Source organism: Microbacterium sp. 3J1 (genome assembly GCF_001049495.1).
Lineage (GTDB): Bacteria > Actinomycetota > Actinomycetes > Actinomycetales > Microbacteriaceae > Microbacterium.
In genome coordinates this window covers 88,838-109,568 of sequence record NZ_CDWI01000008.1, presented here as the reverse complement: position 1 = coordinate 109,568, position 20,731 = coordinate 88,838, and the positions used below count along the sequence as shown (strand labels likewise).

General features: G+C 69.7%; 17 protein-coding genes and 1 pseudogene. 9 read left to right on the top strand and 9 right to left on the bottom strand.

Annotated elements, in window-relative coordinates; genetic code table 11:
• The first annotated feature begins 3 nt into the window (after window positions 1-3).
• Window positions 4-456, top strand: coding sequence for a 50S ribosomal protein L9 (rplI, locus tag BN2660_RS05500; protein WP_091228258.1), 453 nt, complete (start codon window positions 4-6; stop codon window positions 454-456).
• 283 nt (window positions 457-739) lie between these two features.
• Here rplI and BN2660_RS16565 read toward each other — a convergent pair whose 3' ends face one another.
• From BN2660_RS16565 to BN2660_RS05490, 3 genes and pseudogenes are all read right to left on the bottom strand, one after another.
• Complete coding sequence (locus BN2660_RS16565) at window positions 740-1,900, bottom strand: beta strand repeat-containing protein (protein ID WP_255305045.1); 1,161 nt, start codon at window positions 1,898-1,900, stop codon at window positions 740-742.
• 256 nt (window positions 1,901-2,156) lie between these two features.
• Window positions 2,157-2,963, bottom strand: a pseudogene (locus tag BN2660_RS16860) (chaplin family protein); the annotation flags it as partial.
• Window positions 2,964-3,070: 107 nt separating this feature from the next.
• Entirely contained in the window at window positions 3,071-4,153 is a 1,083-nt protein-coding gene (locus BN2660_RS05490) for a hypothetical protein (RefSeq protein WP_176697099.1), read from the bottom strand.
• A gap of 536 nt (window positions 4,154-4,689) precedes the next feature.
• On the opposite strand from BN2660_RS05490, the gene dnaB reads away from it, so the two are divergent.
• From dnaB to BN2660_RS05470, 3 genes are all read left to right on the top strand, one after another.
• Window positions 4,690-6,069 (top strand): replicative DNA helicase, encoded by a 1,380-nt coding sequence (gene dnaB / locus BN2660_RS05480; RefSeq protein WP_091228250.1) that lies wholly within the window; start codon window positions 4,690-4,692, stop codon window positions 6,067-6,069.
• 251 nt (window positions 6,070-6,320) lie between these two features.
• Window positions 6,321-7,280, top strand: a complete 960-nt coding sequence (locus BN2660_RS05475) for a TIGR03885 family FMN-dependent LLM class oxidoreductase (protein WP_091228248.1) — start codon at window positions 6,321-6,323, stop codon at window positions 7,278-7,280.
• Window positions 7,277-9,649: a glycoside hydrolase family 65 protein gene (locus BN2660_RS05470; RefSeq protein WP_091228246.1), complete on the top strand. Its 2,373-nt coding sequence runs from the start codon at window positions 7,277-7,279 to the stop codon at window positions 9,647-9,649. Before BN2660_RS05475 ends, BN2660_RS05470 begins: the two co-directional genes overlap by 4 nt.
• 203 nt (window positions 9,650-9,852) lie before the next feature.
• On the opposite strand, the gene BN2660_RS05465 is transcribed toward BN2660_RS05470, so the two are convergent.
• Window positions 9,853-10,464, bottom strand: a complete 612-nt coding sequence (locus BN2660_RS05465) for a TetR/AcrR family transcriptional regulator (RefSeq protein WP_091228244.1) — start codon at window positions 10,462-10,464, stop codon at window positions 9,853-9,855.
• Window positions 10,465-10,497: 33 nt separating this feature from the next.
• On the opposite strand from BN2660_RS05465, the gene BN2660_RS05460 reads away from it, so the two are divergent.
• A complete protein-coding gene (locus tag BN2660_RS05460) occupies window positions 10,498-11,496 on the top strand; it encodes a DMT family transporter (protein ID WP_255305043.1) in 999 nt (332 codons plus the stop codon).
• A gap of 6 nt (window positions 11,497-11,502) precedes the next feature.
• Here BN2660_RS05460 and BN2660_RS05455 read toward each other — a convergent pair whose 3' ends face one another.
• The 3 genes from BN2660_RS05455 to BN2660_RS05445 form a co-directional block, all read right to left on the bottom strand.
• Window positions 11,503-12,192, bottom strand: coding sequence for a DNA/RNA non-specific endonuclease (locus tag BN2660_RS05455; RefSeq protein WP_369690536.1), 690 nt, complete (start codon window positions 12,190-12,192; stop codon window positions 11,503-11,505).
• Window positions 12,193-12,404: 212 nt separating this feature from the next.
• Window positions 12,405-13,301: an SDR family oxidoreductase gene (locus BN2660_RS05450; RefSeq protein ID WP_091228240.1), complete on the bottom strand. Its 897-nt coding sequence runs from the start codon at window positions 13,299-13,301 to the stop codon at window positions 12,405-12,407.
• Between the two features lie 66 nt (window positions 13,302-13,367).
• Window positions 13,368-15,173, bottom strand: a complete 1,806-nt coding sequence (locus tag BN2660_RS05445) for a glycoside hydrolase family 15 protein (protein WP_091228239.1) — start codon at window positions 15,171-15,173, stop codon at window positions 13,368-13,370.
• A gap of 107 nt (window positions 15,174-15,280) precedes the next feature.
• Here BN2660_RS05445 and BN2660_RS05440 point away from each other — a divergent pair, with 107 nt between their 5' ends.
• On the top strand, window positions 15,281-15,841 hold the full coding sequence (locus BN2660_RS05440; protein WP_091228237.1) for a dihydrofolate reductase family protein: 561 nt from the start codon (window positions 15,281-15,283) through the stop codon (window positions 15,839-15,841).
• 9 nt (window positions 15,842-15,850) lie between these two features.
• Here BN2660_RS05440 and BN2660_RS05435 read toward each other — a convergent pair whose 3' ends face one another.
• Both BN2660_RS05435 and BN2660_RS05430 read right to left on the bottom strand, forming a co-directional pair.
• Entirely contained in the window at window positions 15,851-16,075 is a 225-nt protein-coding gene (locus BN2660_RS05435; RefSeq protein WP_091228235.1) for an RNA-binding S4 domain-containing protein, read from the bottom strand.
• Between the two features lie 38 nt (window positions 16,076-16,113).
• Entirely contained in the window at window positions 16,114-17,265 is a 1,152-nt protein-coding gene (locus BN2660_RS05430) for an ROK family transcriptional regulator (protein WP_091228234.1), read from the bottom strand.
• A gap of 126 nt (window positions 17,266-17,391) precedes the next feature.
• On the opposite strand from BN2660_RS05430, the gene BN2660_RS05425 reads away from it, so the two are divergent.
• Genes BN2660_RS05425 through BN2660_RS05415 form a run of 3 tightly spaced genes read left to right on the top strand, consistent with a single transcriptional unit; the run spans window position 17,392 to window position 20,719 of the window.
• Entirely contained in the window at window positions 17,392-18,780 is a 1,389-nt protein-coding gene (locus BN2660_RS05425) for an ABC transporter substrate-binding protein (RefSeq protein ID WP_091228233.1), read from the top strand.
• Window positions 18,777-19,805, top strand: coding sequence for a carbohydrate ABC transporter permease (locus BN2660_RS05420; protein WP_255305042.1), 1,029 nt, complete (start codon window positions 18,777-18,779; stop codon window positions 19,803-19,805). The genes BN2660_RS05425 and BN2660_RS05420 overlap by 4 nt, the downstream gene beginning before the upstream one ends.
• Window positions 19,802-20,719 carry a carbohydrate ABC transporter permease gene (locus BN2660_RS05415; protein WP_091228231.1) on the top strand — a complete coding sequence of 306 codons (918 nt, stop codon included), beginning with the start codon at window positions 19,802-19,804 and terminating at the stop codon, window positions 20,717-20,719. Before BN2660_RS05420 ends, BN2660_RS05415 begins: the two co-directional genes overlap by 4 nt.
• The last annotated feature ends 12 nt before the right edge of the window (window positions 20,720-20,731 follow it).

Below are 20,731 nucleotides of genomic sequence, written 5' to 3'. Positions count from 1 at the left end.
GAGATGGCAAAGCTGATTCTCACGAACGAGGTCGCAGGGCTCGGAAGCGCCGGCGACGTGGTCGAGGTCAAGAACGGGTACGCCCGTAACTACCTCATCCCCCAGGGCTTCGCTACGGCGTGGACCCGCGGTGGCGAAAAGCAGGTCGCTTCGATCCAGGCTGCTCGTCAGGCTCGCGCGATCCACGACCGCGACGAGGCCGTGACCCTGAAGAACAACATCGAGAGCACCAAGGTTCGCCTCGCCGTCAAGGCCGGCAACGAGGGTCGCCTCTTCGGTTCGGTCAAAACCGAGCACATCGCGGATGCTGTCGCAGCTGCGGGTCTCGGTTCGATCGACAAGCGCAAGGTGCACATCGGATCGGCCATCAAGGTCGTCGGTGAGCACGAGGCCACTGTTCGTCTGCACGACGACGTGACCGCTGTCATCACCCTGCAGGTCGTCGCCGCCAAGTGACGATTTCGTCGATGGGCCACTGAGCCCGTCGAGGTGCGAACGCCCCCTACCTCTCGAGGTAGGGGGCGTTCGGCGTATCGGGGATGCACGTCGACCTGCGGCCGTATGACAGGAAACGAGGCATGGCGGATGCCCCGTGCTGGGGACACGGGGCATCCGCGAACTGCGCGGCATCGCGGACGGCGGGAAGGGAAGGGGTTCCCCTCCCGCCGTCAGGGGATCCGCACACCGACGGCGCCACATCTCCTCCCCCGAGGATGGAGGCGCCGCCGGGATCTGGCGGCTAGGCCGTCACGTGTCGGCGACGCAGCATCCCGGCTCCGAGAAGGAGAAGGACGGCTGCAAGAGCTCCGAGTGCGGTCGGGAACGAGCCGCCGGTGGCGGCGAGTCCCTCGGTCGCGGCGGTAGCAGTCACAGCTCCGCCGCTCGCGATCGCACTGGAGGCTCCACCGAGGGTGGTGGCGGTGCCGTTGCCGGGCTCAGTGCTGGGGTTCGTTCCTGGGTCGGTTCCGGGGTCGGTGCCGGGGTCCGTGCCGGGGTTCGTTCCGGGGTCGGTGCCGGGGTCGGTGCCGGGGTCGGTTCCGGGGTCGGTTCCGGGGTCCGTGCCGGGGTCCGTTCCGGGGGTGGTTCCCGGGCCCGTCACCGTGCTCTCACCGACCACGGAGATGGCGTTGCCACCGATCGTGATCGGCAGGGTCACGGGAGCGGTCACCTGGGCGCCGCCGAGGATGCCGTCGTCACCGCTCGTCATCCCACCGGTGCTGGGGGCACCGGTGCTGGGGGCGCCGGCGGCCGGGGCCGTGCCGCCGGTGACGTCGCTGTCTCCGAGGACGGAGATCGCGTTGCCACCGACGGTGACCGGAGCGGTGACGGGTGCAGTGACCTGGCTGCCGCCGAGGGTGCTGTCGTCACCGCTCGTCCCTGCACCGGTGCTGGGGGCACCGGTCGTGGGCGTGGCCGGGGCCGTGCCACCGGTGACGTCGCTGTCTCCGAGGACGGAGATCGCGTTGCCACCGACTGCGACCGGGGCGGTGACGGGTGCGGTCACCTGGGTGCCGCCGAGGGTGCTGTCGTCACCGCTCGTTCCCGCACCGGTGCTGGGGGCACCGGTGCTGGGGGAGCCGGCGGCAGGCGCCGCGCCGCCGGTGACGTCGCTGTCTCCGAGGACGGAGATGGCGTTTCCGCCGACAGTGACCGGGGCGGTGACGGGTGCGGTCACCTGGGTGCCGCTGCCGACACCGTCGTCGCCGCTCGTCGCACCACCGGTGCTGGGGGCACCGGTCGACGGTGCGGCAGGGGCCGTTCCGTTCGTGACGTCGCTGTCTCCGAGGACGGAGATCGCGTTGCCGCCGACGGCGACCGGGGCGGTGACGGGTGCAGTGACCTGAGTGCCGCTGCCGACACCGCCGCTCGCCGCTCGTCGCACCACCGGTGCTGGGGGCACCGGTGCTCGGGGCGGCAGGGGCCGCGCCGCCTGCGACGTCGCTGTCTCCGAGGACGGAGATGGCGTTTCCGCCGACAGCGACCGGGGCGGTGATGGGTGCGGTCACCTGGGTGCCGCTGCCGATACCGTCGTCACCGCTCGTCCCTGCACCGGTGCTGGGGGCACCGGTGGTCGGGGCGGCCGGGGCCGTGCCGCCGGTGACGTCGCTGTCTCCGAGGACGGAGATGGCGTTGCCACCGAGATTCACCGGTGCGGTGATGGGTGCGGTCACCTGGGTGCCGCTGCCGACACCGTCGTCACCGCTGGTTGCACCACCGGTGCTGGGGGCACCGGTCGACGGGGCGGCCGGGGCCGTTCCGCCCGTGACGTCGCTGTCTCCGAGGACGGAGATGGCGTTGCCGGTGGCGTTCACCGGGGCGGTGACGGGTGCAGTGACCTGGCTGCCGCCGAGGGTGCTGTCGTCACCGCTCGTCCCTGCACCGGTGCTGGGGGCACCGGTAGACGGGGCGGCCGGGGCCGTTCCGCCCGCATCGCTGTCTCCGAGGACGGAGATGGCGTTGCCGGTGACGGTGATCGGCACGTCGACGCTCACGATCCCTTGCGTGCCGGACAGCAGTCCGTCGACGCCGCTGGTCGTGACCGCCGGTGCAGGGGCCTGGGGAGCCTCCGCCGGCGCGGCCGCTGCCTCGTTCGACGAGTCCTCGGTGACGCTGATCGCGTTGCCGCTGATGGTCACGGGAAGCGTGACGTCCACCACAGCCTGGGTGCCGGATGCTGTGCCGGAGTCACCGCTGGTGACGGGTGCGGGTGCGGGTGCGGGTGCCGGAGCAGGCGCCGGTGCCGGAGCAGGGGCGGGTGCCGGCTGCGCGGAGGAGTCTCCGAGCAGTGAGATCGCGTTGCCCGCGATCGTGACGGGTACGGAGATCGGTGCCTCCGCCTGGGTTCCCGAGAGAAGACTGTCGTCTCCCGAGGTCTCGGCCGCATTGGCCGCTGTCGCGCCGAACAGGGTGACCCCGCCGGCGATGAGCGTGCCCCACAGGGCCCGCTTCAGATAGGTACGCATGATGACCTTCTCCTGACTGTTCTGGGTGTGTCTGGATGGGTGCGTGCGGAATGTGTGCGCGCGCAGCACGGCATCTGTCGTCCTCGAAGGGACGACGCGACAACCCGTCAGTCAGGAGAGACGTCGGTGTCGGCGACCAGCGACGTCGGCAGGACGTCGTCGGGTGCGCCGGGGGTGCGCTCCACAGCGGGGAGCACGGGGAGATCCACGTCGCCGAGGCGGGCGTGGGAGAGAGCGGATGCTCCGCCGGAACCGGACGTGCCGGACAGCGGGACGGGGGAGCCGACGGGCACCGGAACCGGAGTCCCTTCCTCGTCGGACGCGGGTGCACTCGAGGTCGATGCAGCGGGGACGGCTACCGGCTGGAGTGCGGTGCGGGAGTCGGTGAGAAGGGCGCGGGACGTGCCTGCAGAGCGCAGATCGGTAGCCCGGGACGGTGCGGCGGCAGAGACCGCGGAGAGGATTCCTGGCCTGTCTGCAGGAGCCGCCGTGACGGGGTCGAGTACCACTGCGTCAGGCGGATCGATGATCTCGACGACCTCGTCGACGGCCTCGTCGACCACGCCGCCGACGGTCGAGGTCGCTTCGTCGACGACGCCCGCGAGATCCTCCACCAGGGTGAAGACTCCGAGTCGGTCGAGAAGCGCACCCAGGATGGGCAGCGATGCCGCGGCATCCGTCACGGGCCCGACGACCTGAGACGCCGGCGAGTCTTGGAGCAGAGCTGCTACGGGGGCCGTCACCGACTCGGTCGTCTCTGCGACGGCGTCGGCGGTTGTCTCCACGACCGTCTCGACGACCGGAGCGGCCGGCTGGCCGACCACGGGGACCTGCGTCACCGTCTCGGAGACCGTCTCGATGACCACGGGAGCCGCCTGCTGCACGGGTGCGGCCACGTGCGTGACCACGGGTGCGACGACCTCGGTGACCACGGGTGCGACGACCTCGGTGACGACGGGTGCGACGACCTCGTTCACGACGGGTTGCGTGACTGCGGTGACCGTGTCGCCGACTGTGGAAACGGTCTGGCTCACGAGCGAGCCGACGCCGTCGAGGAGCGAGGAGTCGCCGTCGTCCGCGTGTGCGGAGGAGCCGCCGGTCAGCACGGTGAGGGCCGCCCAGGCGAGCGTGCCCAACCCACCCCAGAGGGCGACGGCCGGTATGCCGCGCCGGGTGGCTTGAGCGCTCATCGACTTTCCCTCCCCCGAGAGACGATCGTTCCGACGCACTTGCGTCGATGAGGTGGACCATACTCCCGGCATATCGCGTTGTCCATACCCCTTGACGAAAATCCGGCCGCGGATCCGCCAGATTCGCGGCGTGTCGTCGTGTGACGCGCCCGGTGAAATCCGAGCTTGACTTTCCCCAGGTTCTACACATGTCTAACTCGGTTAACCAAACCTTCAATGCGCAGTTGAAGCGCGTTTTCATCCACAGGCTGGGGAAACGGAAAAGCCCAGATGGGAGTCGATTAGCATCGAGCGGAATGAGGTACTCCACCGGGTTATCCACATGCGTTCTGCACAGACACTCCGGACTTGTTCGCACGCTTTCCACACGGTTATCCACAGGCTCTGTTGCGACGGGAAAACCGCGCTCGTAGCGTGGTCGAGCGACCCGATGTCGGTGGCTGCTGTTTCGCTGATCAGGCGGTATCCAGTAGCCGCCCTGGCGCAGCGAGACACCGCAGCGCATCCATCCAGCTCGTCGCATCGAAGGGAAGACAGTGTCGATCGCCGACATCTCAGAGGAGCGCCTCGGAGGGCAGCCGCAGCGCAAGCCCGAGCGCACACCGCCGCACGACCTCCTCGCGGAGCAGAGCGCGCTGGGTGGAATGCTCCTGTCGAAGGATGCCGTCGCCGATGTGATCGAGACCCTCAAGGGCGCGGACTTCTACATCCCCAAGCACGAGCTCATCTTCGAGGCGATCCTGTCGCTGTACTCGCACGGCGAGCCGACGGACGTCGTCGCGGTCACCGACGAGCTCATCAAGACCGGAGAGCTCAGCCGCGCGGGTGGTGCCGACTACCTCCACACGCTCACCTCCATCGTCCCGACGGCGGCGAACGCCGGCTACTACGCGGGCATCGTGTCGGAGCGGGCGATCCTCCGCCGCCTCGTCGACGCAGGCACGCGCATCGTGCAGCTCGGCTACGACGGGCAGGGCGATGCGACCGACATCGTCAACAACGCCCAGGCCGAGATCTACTCGGTGACGGGCACCGAGACCGCCGAAGACTACGTCCCGCTGACGACAGCGGTCGATGCTGCGATCGAGGAGATCGAGGCGGCCAACGGTCGCGACGGCTCGATGACCGGCATCCCGACGGGGTTCAGGGAGCTCGACGAACTCACGAACGGCCTGCACGGCGGTCAGATGATCGTCGTCGCGGCGCGTCCTGCGATGGGTAAGTCGACGCTCGCCCTCGACTTCGCCCGCGCGGCCTCGATCGGTCACGACTACCCGTCGATCTTCTTCTCGCTCGAGATGGGCAAGAGCGAGATCGCGATGCGACTGCTCAGCGCTGAGGGCGCGATCCCGCTGCAGAACATGCGCAAGGGAACGCTCGACCCGCGCGACTGGACGACTGTCGCGTCGACCCGCGGCCGCATCAACGACGCGCCCCTCTACATCGACGACAGCCCCAACATGACGCTGGTCGAGATCCGTGCCAAGTGCCGTCGCCTCAAGCAGCGGGCCGGGCTGCGGATGGTCATCATCGACTACCTGCAGCTGATGACCTCGGGCAAGCGCGTCGAGTCGCGTCAGCAGGAGGTCTCGGAGTTCTCGCGAAGCCTGAAGCTCATCGCCAAGGAGCTGCAGGTGCCGGTCATCGCCCTGTCGCAACTGAACCGTGGTCCTGAGCAGCGTCAGGACAAGAAGCCCGCCATCAGCGACCTGCGTGAGTCCGGCTCGATCGAGCAGGACGCCGACATGGTGATCCTGTTGCACCGCGACTCGGTGTACGACAAGGACGTGCGTCCCGGCGAGGCCGACCTCATCGTCGCCAAGCACCGCAACGGCCCGACGGCGACGATCACCGTCGCCTTCCAGGGTCACTACTCGCGCTTCCACGACATGGCGCCCGGCGGCGACTTCAACTGATGTAGGTGCGTGGTCCGTGCGCTTGCGAAGATCCCGCTCGTGCCGGACGCGGCGAGACACGCGGTGCAACTGGTCGTCGACCCGCCCCGGTAGCCGACCGGCGTCCCCGCGGCCCGTCACCCGACATCGGATACCCGCCGCGCCCCGGCGACGCAACCCTCTGGGGCTACTCGTCTTCGAGCCGATACGTTCGACGTCAGACGTACGAACGCGACGGCGGCCGGGTGGCTTCGCCGTGAGAGGGACGCCGCATGGTCGATATCGGGTATCACGCATCGCACGAGCAGCACACGCCGCGGGAGCTGCTGGCAGCGGTCCGACTGGCCGAGGTCGTCGGCTTCGACGAGGTGATGTGCTCCGACCACCTCGCTCCGTGGACCAGAGCGCAGGGCCAGTCCGGCTTCGCCTGGAGCTGGCTCGGAGCCGCGATGGCGACCACCAGCATCCCGTTCGGCCTCGTGAATGCCCCGGGGCAGCGGTACCACCCCGTGATCGTGGCGCAGGCGATCGGCACCCTCGCGCAGATGTTCCCCGAACGGTTCTGGGTCGCGCTCGGCAGTGGCGAGGCCCTCAACGAGCACGTCACGGGTGACCCATGGCCCGCGAAGCCGGTGCGCCAGCGACGCCTGCGCGAGAGCGTCGACGCGATCAGGGCGCTGCTCGACGGGAAGCGGGTGGACGTCGACGGGCTGGTGCGGATCCACGACGCGCGGGTGTGGACGCGCCCCGAAGAGCCCGTGCCTCTGCTCGGCGCCGCGGTCAGCGCCGACACCGCCGGGTGGATCGCGGACTGGGCGGACGGGCTCATCACGGTGGGGTCGGATGCCGAGCAGACGCGCGAGGTGCTCGACCGCTTCCGCGGGGCCGGGGGCCGGGGAACTGCACGCCTGCAGATCCATCTCAGCCTCGAGGACACGCACGAAGAGGCGCTCGCCGCCGCGCGGGACCAGTGGTCGCAGAGCATGGCGCAGGACGTGAGCACGTGGGATGCCGAGAATCCCGAGGACTTCGAAGCCGCGATCGTGCCGTCGGACGACGCACTCGAGCGCGGGCTGCTCGTCTCGGCATCCGCTCACGACCTCGCCGAGCGGATCGCTGCGATGGCGCAGGGGTTCGACCACATCTACCTGCACCACGTCGGCCGCGACCAGGCCGCGTTCCTGCGGCGGTGCGAGAGCGAACTGCTCCCCGCGCTGCGGAGCGCCCTGTGAGCGGCGCGCGGTTCGACGTCGACGCCTGGAGCGTCGGCATCCACGGTCTCGACCCCGATCGCCTCGCGCACGAGGAATCGGTGTTCGGTCTCTCGAACGGACACCTCGGGTGGCGGGGCAACCTCGACGAGGGCGACCCCCGCGGCCTGGCAGGCAGCTACCTCAACGGCGTCTTCGAGGAGCATCCGATGCCGTACGCCGAGGACGGCTACGGATACCCCGAGGCCGGCCAGAGCGTCATCAACGTCCAGAACGGCCAGATCATCCGGCTCCTCGTCGACGACGAGCCGTTCGACATCCGGCACGGCACGATCACCAGGCACGTGCGGCGGCTCGACCTCCGCGACGGCACCCTCACGAGGGAGTTCGACTGGACGAGTCCCGCCGGTCGGCGGGTGACCGTGCGATCGACGCGCCTCGTCTCGTTCACGCACCGGGCCGTCGCCGCCGTCCGATACGAGGTCGAGGCGATCGACGACGGGGCCGAGATCACGATCGTCTCCGAGGTGCTGGCCAACGAGCCGCTGCCGATCGAGCATGAGGACCCGCGGGTCCAGGAACTGCTCTCCGAGCCGCTCGTCACCGTCACCGCCGACGCGGCGGGCGCGCGCGGCACGCTCGTGCACCGCACTCGGCGCAGCGCTCTCACCGTCGCGGTCGCGATGGACCACCGGACCGACGACTCGGATGCCAGAGCATCCACGGAGGCGGGCGGCGACCTGGCCCGCACGACGATCCGCCGGCGGCTCGGGGCGGGCGAGACGCTCGAGGTCGTCAAGTACGTCGCGCACGAGTGGTCGCCCGATCTCGCCCCGGCGACGCTGCGCGATCGGGCCGAGGCAGCGGCCGATGCGGCGGCGACCGACGGGTGGGCGCAGCTGCTCGACGATCAGCGCCGCACCCTCGACGACTACTGGCGGTGCGCCGACGTCACGGTCGAGGGCGAGCCGCGGCTGCAGCAGGCGATCCGCTTCGCCCTGTTCCAGGTCTTCCAAGCCGCCGCGCGGGCCGAGCTCCGCTCCGTGCCGGGCAAGGGTCTCACCGGGTCGGGGTACGAGGGGCACACCTTCTGGGACTTCGAGGCGTTCGTCCTCCCGGTGCTGACGGCGACCGCGCCGCACGCGGCCGAGCAGGCTCTGCGCTGGCGCCATTCGACGCTCGGGCACGCCCGCGACCGTGCGGCGCTCCTGCACCTCGAAGGCGCGAGCTTCGCATGGCGCACGATCGACGGCCGGGAGAGCTCGGGATACTGGCCGGCGAGCACCGCGGCGTTCCACATCAACGCCGACATCGCGGCGGCCGTGCTGCACTACGTGCGAGCGACGGGCGACACCGACTTCGAACGCGACTACGGGCTCGAGCTCCTCGCCGAGACCGCGCGGCTGTGGGCGTCGCTCGGACACCACGACGCGAAGGGGGCATTCCACATCGACGGCGTCACCGGCCCCGACGAGTACTCGGCGATCATGAACGACAACGTGTTCACCAACCTCATGGCGCAGCTGAACCTCCGCGGAGCGGCCGCGGCGGCGCGGCGGCATCCGGAGAGGGCACGTGGTCTCGGTATCCGCGCGGAGGAGCCCGGGGAGTGGGATGCGATCGCCGACGCGATGCACATCCCGTACGACGAGGAGCGAGGGGTGCACCCGCAGTCCGCCGGATACACCGAGCTCGAGCGGTGGGACTTCGAGGCCACGAGTCCCGACCAGTACCTCCTGCACGACCACTTCCCGTACTTCGACCTGTACCGCAAGCAGGTGCTGAAGCAGGCCGATGTCGTACTCGCCCTGCACTTCGCGCACGAGGCGTTCACCCACGAGCAGAAGGCGCGGGCGTTCGAGTACTACGAGGCGCTCACCGTGCGGGACTCCTCGCTCTCGGCGTCGCCGCAGGCCGTCATCGCCGCGGAGCTGGGCCACCTCGACCTCGCCTACGACTACCTCGCCGAGGTCGCGACGATCGACCTCGACGACGTGCACGGCAACACGCACGAAGGACTCCACATCGCGGCGCTCGCCGGAGCCTGGACGGCGATCGTCGCCGGCTTCGGGGGAATGCGCGACACCGCCGACGGCTTCCGCTTCCGTCCTCGCCTGCCGTCACGACTCACGCGGCTGGGGTTCGGCGTGCGCATCCACGGCGAGACGCTTCGCCTGGACGTCACGCAGACCGAGACGACGTATCGCTACAGCGGCAGCGAGCCGCTCGGCATCCGGCACTTCGATCAGGAGGTCGTGCTCACCGGTGAGGATGTGACCCTGCCGACTCCGCCTGCGGACGACGCGGGGCCGCGGCCCACGCAGCCTCGCGGTCGCGAACCGCGCCCGGCGACCGCGGCGTTCGGTTCGCCGACGGACGCGGACGGCTGATCTCCACGCTCGGGACTCGGGACTCGGGACTCGGCACTCGGAGGCGACGCTCGGAGGAGGCGGGACGCCCCACCACGGGGGAGGCGGCAGAAAGGGCGCCCCGCCGATGCCGTCATATGGGCGGCACCCCAGCTGCCGCTGTCGCGACAGAGCTGTGGGGCAATCGTGACACCGGGGAGCCGGTCCCGCAAGACCTCTCGCGGTCACGGGTGGCGCGGGCTCCCCAGAGCCGCGGACAGCAGCGACGCCGCGCAGCCCCGTGCGGTGACGAACGGGTTCGGGAAGGTGGCCATGCCCACGGTGACGATCGCCCCTTCGTAGAGCAGCATCATCGCCTGCGCGATCGACAGCGGATCGCGGGCGCCGGCGTCTGAGCAGAGCTCGGCGAACAGATCGAGCAGCCACACCTTCTGACGCTGCACCTCGGGCAGCACGAGTCTGCCGTCGCGAGGGTCGCCGATCTCGGCGCGAGCGTTGATCGCGCTGCATCCCTTCGGGCTGTTCTCGTCGGACCACGAGATCGCGGCGTCGAAGACCGCGAGGATGCGGTCGGCACCCGCATCCGGCACGGCGGCCAGGTGCTCGCCGAGGTGCGCCCGCCACCGCGCATCGCGGTGCTGCAGATAGGCGACCACGAGCGCCTCCTTGGATCCGAAGCGGTCGTAGAGGGTCTTCTTCGTGACTCCCGCGAACTCGGCGATGGTGTCGACGCCCACGGCATGGATGCCGCGTTCGTAGAACAGTGACGACGCGGCGTCCAGCACGCGCCGGGCGGCGGGGGTGAGCACGTCGAGGTCGGGAACAGGGTGGGGCATGCAAAAACTATACCCACCTGTATAGTGGCGTCGATGAGTAAACAGATCGGTATAGTACGAGCGTCGGTGACCGTCGCGGCGGCCACCGCATTCGTCGTGACGTGGAGCTCGGGATTCCTCATCCCGGCCATCGCGACGGTCGACGACTCACCGCTCACGCTCCTGGTCTGGCGGTTCGCTCCCCTGGCCGTCGTTCTCATCGGCCTCGTCTGGGTGTCGGGCTCTGCGAGGGGAGCGACGCCGAAGGACATCGGGACGCAGGCTCTGATCGGCCTGTTCGCGCAGTTCGGATACTGCGTCGCGGTCTACGCCGCCATCGCCGCGGGCATAGCCACCGGCACGGTGGCGCTCATCGATGCGGTGCAGCCGCTCGTCGTCGCCGTGCTCGTCGGTCCGCTGCTCGGCCTCAGAGTGCGCGGGATGCAGTGGGCCGGGCTCGCGCTCGGGGCGGTCGGCGTGCTGCTGGTCGTGCGCTCTCAGTTCGGATCCTCCGCGGCATCGCCGATCGCGTACCTTCTCCCGGCGCTCGCGATGGTCTGCCTCATCATCGGAACCTTCATCCAACGGCGCTCACCCGCGCAGACGGGGGTGCTGCTCACCCTCACCATCCATGTGGTCGTGACGTCCGTACTGCTCGTCATCGTCGCCGCCGTCACCGGATCCCTCGCGCCGCCCGCATCGCCGTCGTTCTGGCTCGCGGTGGTGCTCACCGCACTGTTCCCGACCCTCGCCGCCTACGGCCTGTACTGGTGGCTCCTGCGCAGGGTGGGCATCACGGTGCTCAATGCGCTGCTGTTCCTGATCGCACCGACCACGGCGCTGGGCGGCGGCATCCTGCTCGGCGAGACGCTCACCGCCGTCACGATCGCCGGCTTCGTCCTCTGCGGCGTCGGCGTCGCGGCGGTGCTGGTCGGTGAGACGAAGAACGGTGAGATGAAGAACGGTGAGACGACGAACGGCCGGTCGGAGGCGAGCGGCCCAGCGACGAAAGATGGGCCGGATGCCGCGGAGCGGTCCGGCGTCGAGGTCTGATCGTCCTTACAGGACGATATCGGCCGGTGAAGTGAGAGACCGCCAGGCGCTGTCTCGCGCCGCCCGGCGACGAAGAACGTCGGCGTCGGCGAGCGGGCCGACATCGACTCCGCTCAGGGCGGCGATCTCGTCGATCGGCACCTGGAAGGTGCGGAAGGTGCCGAGGGGCGGCGCGGCGAGCACTCCGTTCTCGGTGTCGACGAGCTCCGACTGGTCGAGCACGAACCCGGCCGCAGCGGCGCCGTCGGGCCCGTGCCACGCGGCGATCTTCCAGAACCGCAGCGGGATGCGGATCCCGCGGTACGGCGGGTCCTCGTCGCCGAGCACGGGCGCGGTGAACACCGAGAGACGCTGGTCCGTGGTCTCGGCGTAGGCGAGCACGTGGTCCTCCAGGCCCAGCCACAGCTCCTTGGACTGATTGAACCCCGCGGCCTGCGGGGCGGCGTTCGTGTAGAAGAAGGTCGCCGCCATGGCGTCGCGCGCCTCGTCTGCACTGCCCCAGCCCGGGTCGCGGCGCCGCACGAGATGCCCGCGGTCGAGGTCGTTGCGGGCGTAGACCTCAGGACCGGTCTGCTCAGTGGCATCCGCCCTCGAATCGAGACGCCACTCGCCGACGCGCGGCAGATCTCGCAGCGACCCGCCGTCGATGTTGACCGCGGTGACGGCGGCGAGTCTGCGCTCGGTGTCGAGGAGCACCGAGAAGCGGGGGTAGGTCAGCTCGCGCGTCTGCCGCGCGGGCCGGGGAGAGGGAATCGTGTCGGGAGGAAGTCGAGGTCGTAGCCGTCCGCCATGGCACCATCGTGCCCCATGCCTCCGACAGAGCGAACGACACTCGGCTCGGGAGACGGAACGCGGCGAGGGACTCGGGGTCCGCTCGCCGCGCTTCGTCTCTGTCGTGGTGCGGGGGCTCAGGGAGTGGGCATTCCGCCGTTCACGTTGAGCGTCTCACCGGCGACGTAGCTCGACTCCGCCGACGCCAGGAAGACGTACGCGGGCGCGAGCTCGGCCGGCTGACCCATGCGTCCGAGCGGGGTGTCCTCGCCGAACTGGTCGATCTTCTCCTGCGGCTGGCCGTCGCTCGGCTGCAGCGGGGTCCAGATGGGGCCGGGCGCGACTGCATTCACGCGGATGCCCTTCGGGGCGAGCTGCTGCGCGAGGCCCTTGGTGAAGGCGTTGATCGTCGCCTTGGTCGACGCGTAGTCGACGAGGATGTCGGACGGCGAGTAGGCCTGGATCGACGTCGTGTTGATGATCGTCGAGCCGGGCGTCAGGTGCGGGAGCGCCGCCTTCGTGATCCAGAACATCGCGTAGACGTTGGTCTTGAAGGTGTCGTCGAACTGCTCGTCGGTGATGTCGGTCAGCGACTCCTGGAAGATCTGCTTGCCACCGTTGTTGACGAGGATGTCGAGCCCGCCGAGAGCGCCGACCGCCTCGGAGACGAGCGTGCGGCAGTACTCGGGGTCCCGAAGGTCGCCCGGGATCTGCGCGACGGTCGCGCCGGCCTCACGAAGGATGCCGGCGATGCGCGCCGCGTCCTCCTCCTCCTCGGGGAGGTAGGAGATCGCGACGTCCGCGCCCTCGCGGGCGAAGGCGATCGCGGTGGCCGCGCCGATGCCGGAGTCGCCTCCGGTGATGAGGGCCTTGCGTCCCTTCAGGCGGTCGGTGCCGCGGTACGACTCCTCGCCCAGGTCGGCCTTCGGGGTGAGGTCGGCGTCGAGACCGGGCTCGGGCATGTGCTGCTTCTCGGGCTCGATGTCGGAGTAGAGCTCGGCGGGGTTGACGAAGGTGTACTGGTCACGAGACATGGTGTGTCCTCTCCTTGTTTTCCGTTGGGTCTTTCAGGTCTGGGGTCGTAGAAGGGGTCGAGCGGGTCATCGATCGGCGAGCTTCTCGGCGGGCACGACGTCGCGGATCGTCATCGCCGCGGTGAGGAAGGCGAGGTGACTGAGCGCCTGAGGCGTGTTGCCCCACGCGGACCCGTCGCCGGCGTCGATCATCTCGGCGTAGACCCCGACGTCGTTCGCGTGGCGGATGAGCTTCTCCATGCGCTCCACCGCCTCGTCGTGACGGCCCACGCAGGCGAGCGCCTCGACCACCCAGAACGCGCACGCCACGAAGGTCTTCTCCTCCGAGCACACCCCGCTGTAGCGGTAGAGCAGGGAGTTCTCGCCGAGCTCGACGGTCAGCGCGTCGATCGTCGACGACATGCGCTCGCCGCGGTCGAAACCGCTCGGCGCGTGCAGCAGCACCGAGGCGTCGAGCTTCTCGCTGCCCGGGTAGAAGACGTACGCGTTGCGGCAGTCCGACCAGCAGTGCTCCTCGATCCACGTGCGGATGCGGTCGCGCTCTGCCCGCCATCTCTCGGCGCTGCCCGGGATCGCGCCGGACTCGGCCAGCGCCACCGCGTCTTCGAGCGCCTTCCAGCAGCCCATCTTCGACGAGGTGTAGTGCCGCTGCTCGGGAAGCTCCCACATGCCGGAGTCGGGATTGCGCCAGAGGTCGCAGGTGCGGTCGGCGATGCCGGCGAGCATCCGCGAGGTCGCGACGTCGAGCACGTTGCCCGCGTCGACGTAGGTGCGGCAGATCGCGATCAGGTCGCCGTACACGCCGAGCTGCAGCTGATCGCCCGCCGGGTTGCCGGTGACGACGGGGCCGATGCCGCGCCAGCCCGGGACGTCGTACTCGCGGGGCTCCGGGACCAGCTCGCCGTCGAGCGCATACATCACGTGCAGCTCCGAGCCGTGCCGACGAATCGTGCGCAGCAGCCAGGAGAGCGCGGCATGGGTCTCCTCCCGCAGCCCGAACCGCACGAGCGCATGGGTCGTGTACGCGAGATCGCGCACCCACGCGTGGCGGTAGTCCCAGTTCTTGCCGCCGTGAGGATCCTCCGGAAGAGACGTCGTCGCGGCGGCGGCGATCGCGCCGGACGGGCTGTGGATCAGCAGCTTCAGCACCAGCGCGTTGCGTTGCACGTGGTCCTTCCACGGCCCGTCGTACGAGAAGACGGACGACCAGTGCTGCCAGTTCTCGATCGTGCGGTCGATGCTGTCGTCGACGTTGTGCGGGTCGGGCAGGTGCAGCGGCTCGTCGTGCGTGGCGACGAGGCCGAGCAGGTGGCGCGAGCCGGCTGATGTCGAGAAGGAGCCCTCGAGCTGCGGTCCGTCGTACGAGTCCGGGTCGGACGCGGACGGGCCGTGCTCGAACCCGAAGACTGCGAGGTTCGTGGCGCCGCTGCGGATGATGTCCGCGTGCGGGGTGTGCTCGATCCAGGGCGCGGCGGTCTGCAGAGACGACCCCGGAAGCACCCGCCAGCGCATCGCGACGGTGCCCTCGACGCCTTCGACGCGACGGGCGAGCTCGGCCCACGGCAGACGCCCGGCGACCCCCGACACCATCGCGTCGGTCATGCGCACGATGCCGGCATCCGTGGTGAACGTCGTCTCGAGCACGTTCGTCTCCGGCACGTAGCGGCGCGTCGAGCGGAAGTCGCCGTCGGGCCGGAGTTCGATGCATCCGCCGGTGTGCTCGTCGAGCAGTCGCGCGAACACGGGCACATCCGCGACGCCCGGCAGCGGCAGCCAGTCGATCCGCCCGTCGCGGCCGATGAGCGCGACCGTGCGGCCGTCGCCGATGGGCGCATAGTCCGCGATCGGACGACCGGAGGGGTGGGCTGACATGTCCTCATCGTCTGTCGCCCGACGGATCGCGGCTACGGCCTTGCGTCTGCGGGATACGGTCGCTAGGAGCCCTGGACCGATGGGATGCCCGGGAGTAGCCTCGCCGCATGGGCCGCCTCATCTACTCCATGATCACGTCGGTCGACGGCTACGTCAGCGGCCCGGACGGCGGGTTCGACTGGGCGCTCGACTCGCAGCTGCACGACTTCATCACCACCCAGTTCGCCGACGTGGGCACGTACCTCTATGGGCGCCGCATGTACGAGACGATGGTCTACTGGGAGACCGCGCACCTCGAGCCCGATCAGGAGCAGGCGGGCATCGACTACGCGAAGGTCTGGCAGGCGGCCGAGAAGGTCGTGTTCTCGAGAACCCTCGCCGAGGTGTCGAGCGAGCGGACGCGCATCGAGCGCGAGTTCGACCCGGCGACGATCGAGAGGTGGAAGGCGGAGTCCGATCGCGACTTCACGGTCGACGGGCCGACTCTCGCGGCAGAGGCGATGCGCGCGGGGCTGGTCGACGAGTTCGGTCTGTTCATCGGTCCCGGTGTCGCCGGCGGCGGCAGGCGCTTCTTTCCCGATGGCGTGAGCGTCGAGCTCGAGCTCGCCGAGGATCGGCGCTTCGACAGCGGCGTGATGTTCCTCCGCTACGAGGTCGTCAGACGCTGACGGTCGGGCTCACGGGCGGACGCGCACCGTGCGTCCCTCGAACGTGACGAGGTCACCGTCGTGCAACTGGCGACCGCGTCGGCGGTCGACCTCGCCGTTGACCTTCACGAAGCCGTCGATCACGACCTCCTTGGCGTCGCCACCCGAGTCGAGGAGCCCCGAGTACTTCAGGAACTGCCCGAGACGGATCATGTCGCCGCCGATGGAGACCTCGTCCGGATCAGAGTTCGTCATGCCTGAAATGGTATCCGGCGTCGACCGCGACACCGACGTCAGGAGCGGGCAAGGGCGGTGTTGACGGCGGATGCCGAGTACTCCCGCTCCACGACCATCGCGGCGAGCCCGACGACGGTCGCCCGTTCGCCGAGCGTGGACTGGCTGATGCTGAGGTGCCGGGTGGCACGGGGGAGCGAGCGCGGATACAGGGTCTCGCGCACCCCGGCGAGCAGAGGGGGCGACGCGAGCATCCCGCCGAGCACGACCTCGGAGGGGTTGAGGAGGGACACCACGGTGGCGACCACCTCGCCGATCACCCGCCCGGCCTCCTGCGCCAGGCGCGCGGCATCCGGATCGCCCTCGGTCAGGTAGGCGCCGACGTCGGAGGCGGAGGCTGCGGGCTTGCCCAGTTCGGTGAGCGCGCGGGCGACGGCCCGGCCGGACGCCACCGCCGCGAGGCATCCGTGCGCCCCGCACTGGCAGAGGAGGTCGCCGTGGCCGGCGATCTTCACGTGGCCGATGTCGCCGGCGCCGCCGTCGGCTCCGCGGTAGACCCGCCCGCCGAGGACGATCCCGGTGCCGATGCCGGACGACACCTTGAGGAAGCACAGCGAGCGGGAATCGGGATGCGCGGCGCGCTGCTCGCCGAGAGCGGCCGCATCGGCGTCGTTCGAGACGAGCACGGGCACGCCGAGTGCATCGCCCAGGTGCTCGGGGATGGGGTAGGCGTCCCACCCCGGCATGATCGGCGGCTGGCTGGGCCGCTGGGTGTCGGGGTCGACCGGACCGGGGATGCTGAGCGCGATCGCGGCGACATCGCCGCGGTCGATCCCCGCGCGCGCGAGCAGGTGTCTGGCGTGCTCGGCGATCGCGTTGAGCGTGACGTCGGGGCCGTCGGCGACGGCGACCTCGATGGGCTCCTCGACCGTCACCTGACCTGCGAGGTCGGTGAGCGCCACCGTGGTGTGGGTCGTGTCGACGTTCGCGGCGATCACGTGCGCGTGCGCGGTGTTGAACTCGAGGCGCCGCGACGGGCGTCCGGCGGAGACGCGCTCCGTGCCCGATTCGACGATGAGACCTGCCTCGAGCAGGGCGTCGATGCGCGTGGCGACCGTCATGCGCGACATGCCCGTGACCTCCAGCACGTCGCCGCGGGTCGACGCCCTGCGCTCGCGAATGAGGTCGAGCACCTCTCCTGGACCAGACATCCGCGCCTCCCTGCGATCGGTTTCAGCATAATGCTTGACAGCTAGGCGACTTATGTCTAGCTTTTAGTCGTAATAGCGGTCGGCCCGACGGCTCAGCCCTGTAGTTCCAGCGCAAGGAGGCGCATTGTGAAGACCCGTGCGACAGCAGCAGCGATGGCCGTGGTGGGCCTGACCGCGATCGCCCTCACCGGATGCACCAGCTCCGGGGACGACGACGCAGGAGATTCCGGCATCACGTTCTGGGTGCAGGAGGACCTGCCCGACCGCGTCGCCGCCACCGAGGACATCGTCGATGCGTTCACCGAGGAGACGGGCATCGAGGTCGAGGTGGTGTCGGTCGCCGAAGACCAGTTCGCCCAGCTCATCACGTCGTCGGCCGCGGCCGGCGACCTCCCCGACGTGATCGGCGGCATCTCGCTGCCGCAGGTGCGCACCCTGTCGGCCAACGAGTTCGTCGACACAGACGCCGTCGCCGCCACGATCGAGGCCCTCGACCCGTCGACCTTCTCGGAGAACGCCCTCACCCTGACCTCCGACGGCGACACCGCGCTCGCCGTGCCGAGCGAGTCGTGGACGCAGATGCTCCTGTACCGCACCGACCTGTTCGAGGCGGCAGGGCTCGACGCCCCAGACTCCTACGACGCGATCCTCGAGGCGGCGCAGGCCCTGGATACGCCGGACATGGCCGGATTCGTCGGTGCGACGGCACCGGGCGACGCGTTCACCGAGCAGACCTTCGAGCAGATCGCGCTCGGCAACGGCTGCGAACTCGTGAACGAGGACGGCGAGGTGGAGCTCGACTCCGACGCCTGCGTCAGCGCCTTCGAGTTCTACGGCGACCTCACCGAGAACTACTCGGTGCCCGGCGCACAGGACGTCGACACGACCCGCGCGACGTACTTCGCCGGTGACGCCGCGATGTTCATCTGGTCGAGCTTCGTGCTCGACGAACTCGCCGGTTTGCGCGAGGACGCGAAGCCGTCGTGCCCCGAGTGCGTCGCGGATCCCGCCTTCCTCGCCCAGAACACCGGGGTCGTCACGTCGATCGCCGGACCGGATGCCGATGCGCCGGCGCAGTTCGGCGAGATCACCTCGTGGACGATCACCGAGGGAGCGGACGCCGAGGCCTCGCAGTCCTTCATCGAGTACATGATGGGCGACGGCTATGAGCCGTGGATCGCGATCGCACCCGAGGGCAAGGTCCCGGTGCGCACCGGGACGGCGGACGAGCCCACCCTCTACTCCGACCTCTGGGCCACCCTGCCCGCCGGCGTCGACACCAAGGCGCCGCTCTCGGACTTCTACGCCCCCGAGGTGCTCGAGGCCGTGGCCGCGGGTCCGCAGGACCTCGCCCGCTGGGGCATCACCCAGGGACAGGGCGACCTGCTGGGCGCACTCCAGGGCGAGCTCCCGGTGGCCACCGCCGTCAGCGACGTGGCGCAGGGCGGAGACCCGGCCGCCGCGGCATCGACCGCCGCCGAGGCGGTGCGTTCGATCGGCGAGTCGCTCCAGTGAGCAGAGTCGCAGAGGGAGCCGGGATCGGGGCAGGCCGCCCCGATCCCGGCAGCCCCCCTCGGTCCCCGGCGACGACGGGCCGCGCTCGCCGCAGCTCCCGGCACAGCCGCGATCAGAACCGCGCGGGGCTGCTGCTCATCTCGCCCACGTTCATCATCATCCTCGTGGCGGTGGTGCTGCCGATCATCTGGGCGATCTCCCTCGCCTTCCAGGACGTCAGGCTCATCAACATCCGCGGCACCGGGATCATCGGCGAGTACACGCTCGACAACTTCGTCGACGTGCTCACCTCGCCCGGCTTCTTCACCGCACTGTGGACGACCATCGTCTACTCCGTCTGCGGCACGGCCCTCGCCATCGGCGTCGGTCTCGTCGCGGCCCTCGCGCTGCGCAGACCGTTCCGCGGACGCGGCCTGATCAGGGCCTCGCTGCTGCTGCCGTACGTCGCGCCCGTCGTGGCGGCGACGTTCGTGTGGTCGACCATGCTCAACCCCCAGTTCGGCATCGTCAACTGGTTCGGCACGACCGTTCTCGGCTGGGAGGAGCCGATCGCCTTCCTCTCGGACCGCGCCCTACCCGTGAGCATCTTCGGGTGGCAGGTCGAGCTGCCCATGGCGCTGATCACCGTCATCCTGTTCGAGGGCTGGCGCTCCTTCCCCTTCGCCTTCCTCTTCCTGACGGCACGGCTCGAGGCGGTGCCCGGGGTGCTCGACGAGGCCGCGATGGTCGACGGAGCGACGCCCACCCAGCGCTTCCGTCACATCCTGCTGCCGCAGCTGCTGCCGACGATCGCGGTGCTGTGCGTGCTGCGGTTCATCTGGACCTTCAACAACTTCGACGACATCTACCTGCTCACCGGTGGCGGGGCGGGCACCGAGGTCGTCTCGGTGCGCGTCTTCGACCTCCTCACGGCGCGCGGCGACATCGGCGGCGCCGCCGCCCAGGCCCTGGTGCTCGCCGCCATCCTCGCCGTCCTCGTCGGCGTCTATCTGAAGTTCTTCGGCCGTCAGGAGGAGCAGGCATGAGCGCGACCACGGATGCGACCCGCTCGACGACACGGCAGCGCGGCGGATTCGACAGGGATCGCTTCGAGAACGGGCTGTTCCGGGTCCTCCGGCCGGTGGTCATCGTGCTCCTGGTGCTCGTCGCGGTCGTGCCGTTCTACTACATGGTCCTGATGAGCTTCCGCTCGCTCGACTCGCTGCTGCAGAATCCCGGGGCGCTGTGGATCTCGATCGAGGAGCTCGACCTGTCGACCTACCTCGACGTGCTCGCGCCCGTGGATGCCGGTGGCCAGGGTTTCATCGTCTTCATGCGCAACTCGCTCCTGGTGGCGCTCGCGACGGTGGCTCTGACCCTGCTGGTGTCCATCCCCGGGTCGTACGCGGTCAGCCGGCTCGAGTTCTTCGGCCGTCGCCAGGTCTCGGCTCTGTTCCTCGCCGTCTACTTCTTCCCGGCGATCCTGCTGGCGGTTCCGCTCTTCGTCTTCTTCACGCAGATCGGATTGCGCGGCTCGCTCGTGGGGCTTCTGCTCGTGTACGTGTCGCAGGTCGCCGCGGTGTCGATCTACACGCTCCGCAACTACTTCGCCACGATCCCCGTCTCGCTCGAAGAGGCGGCGGCGCTCGACGGATGCAGCAGATTCCAGACCATGCGCCGAATCAGCATCCCCCTCGCGATGCCGGCGATCGTGTCGAACGGCCTGTTCATCTTCATGATCGCGTGGAACGAGTTCCTCTTCGCGCTGCTCTTCCTGGTCGAGAAGCGGGACTCCTGGACGGTGTCGCTGGGCCTGTCGCAGCTCTCGGGGAGCATCGAGGTGCCCACCACCGTGCTCATGGCCGGATCCGTCATCCTGACCCTTCCCATCATCGCGCTCTTCTTCGCCTCGGAGCGGCTCCTCGTCGGGGGCCTCACCGCCGGGGCGGAGAAGGGCTGAGACCCCCATCCG

What these genes read in the sequence shown, in the direction of transcription:
- BN2660_RS05450 (WP_091228240.1), bottom strand. Translation starts at nt 13,301, where the DNA reads ATGTCTCGTGACCAGTACACCTTCGTCAACCCCGCCGAGCTCTACTCC.
- BN2660_RS05440 (WP_091228237.1), top strand. Translation starts at nt 15,281, where the DNA reads ATGGGCCGCCTCATCTACTCCATGATCACGTCGGTCGACGGCTACGTC.
- BN2660_RS05430 (WP_091228234.1), bottom strand. Translation starts at nt 17,265, where the DNA reads ATGTCTGGTCCAGGAGAGGTGCTCGACCTCATTCGCGAGCGCAGGGCG.
- BN2660_RS05435 (WP_091228235.1), bottom strand. Translation starts at nt 16,075, where the DNA reads ATGACGAACTCTGATCCGGACGAGGTCTCCATCGGCGGCGACATGATC.
- BN2660_RS05465 (WP_091228244.1), bottom strand. Translation starts at nt 10,464, where the DNA reads ATGCCCCACCCTGTTCCCGACCTCGACGTGCTCACCCCCGCCGCCCGG.
- BN2660_RS05445 (WP_091228239.1), bottom strand. Translation starts at nt 15,173, where the DNA reads ATGTCAGCCCACCCCTCCGGTCGTCCGATCGCGGACTATGCGCCCATC.
- BN2660_RS05475 (WP_091228248.1), top strand. Translation starts at nt 6,321, where the DNA reads ATGGTCGATATCGGGTATCACGCATCGCACGAGCAGCACACGCCGCGG.
- BN2660_RS05490 (WP_176697099.1), bottom strand. Translation starts at nt 4,153, where the DNA reads ATGAGCGCTCAAGCCACCCGGCGCGGCATACCGGCCGTCGCCCTCTGG.
- rplI (WP_091228258.1), top strand. Translation starts at nt 4, where the DNA reads ATGGCAAAGCTGATTCTCACGAACGAGGTCGCAGGGCTCGGAAGCGCC.
- BN2660_RS05415 (WP_091228231.1), top strand. Translation starts at nt 19,802, where the DNA reads ATGAGCGCGACCACGGATGCGACCCGCTCGACGACACGGCAGCGCGGC.
- BN2660_RS05460 (WP_255305043.1), top strand. Translation starts at nt 10,498, where the DNA reads ATGAGTAAACAGATCGGTATAGTACGAGCGTCGGTGACCGTCGCGGCG.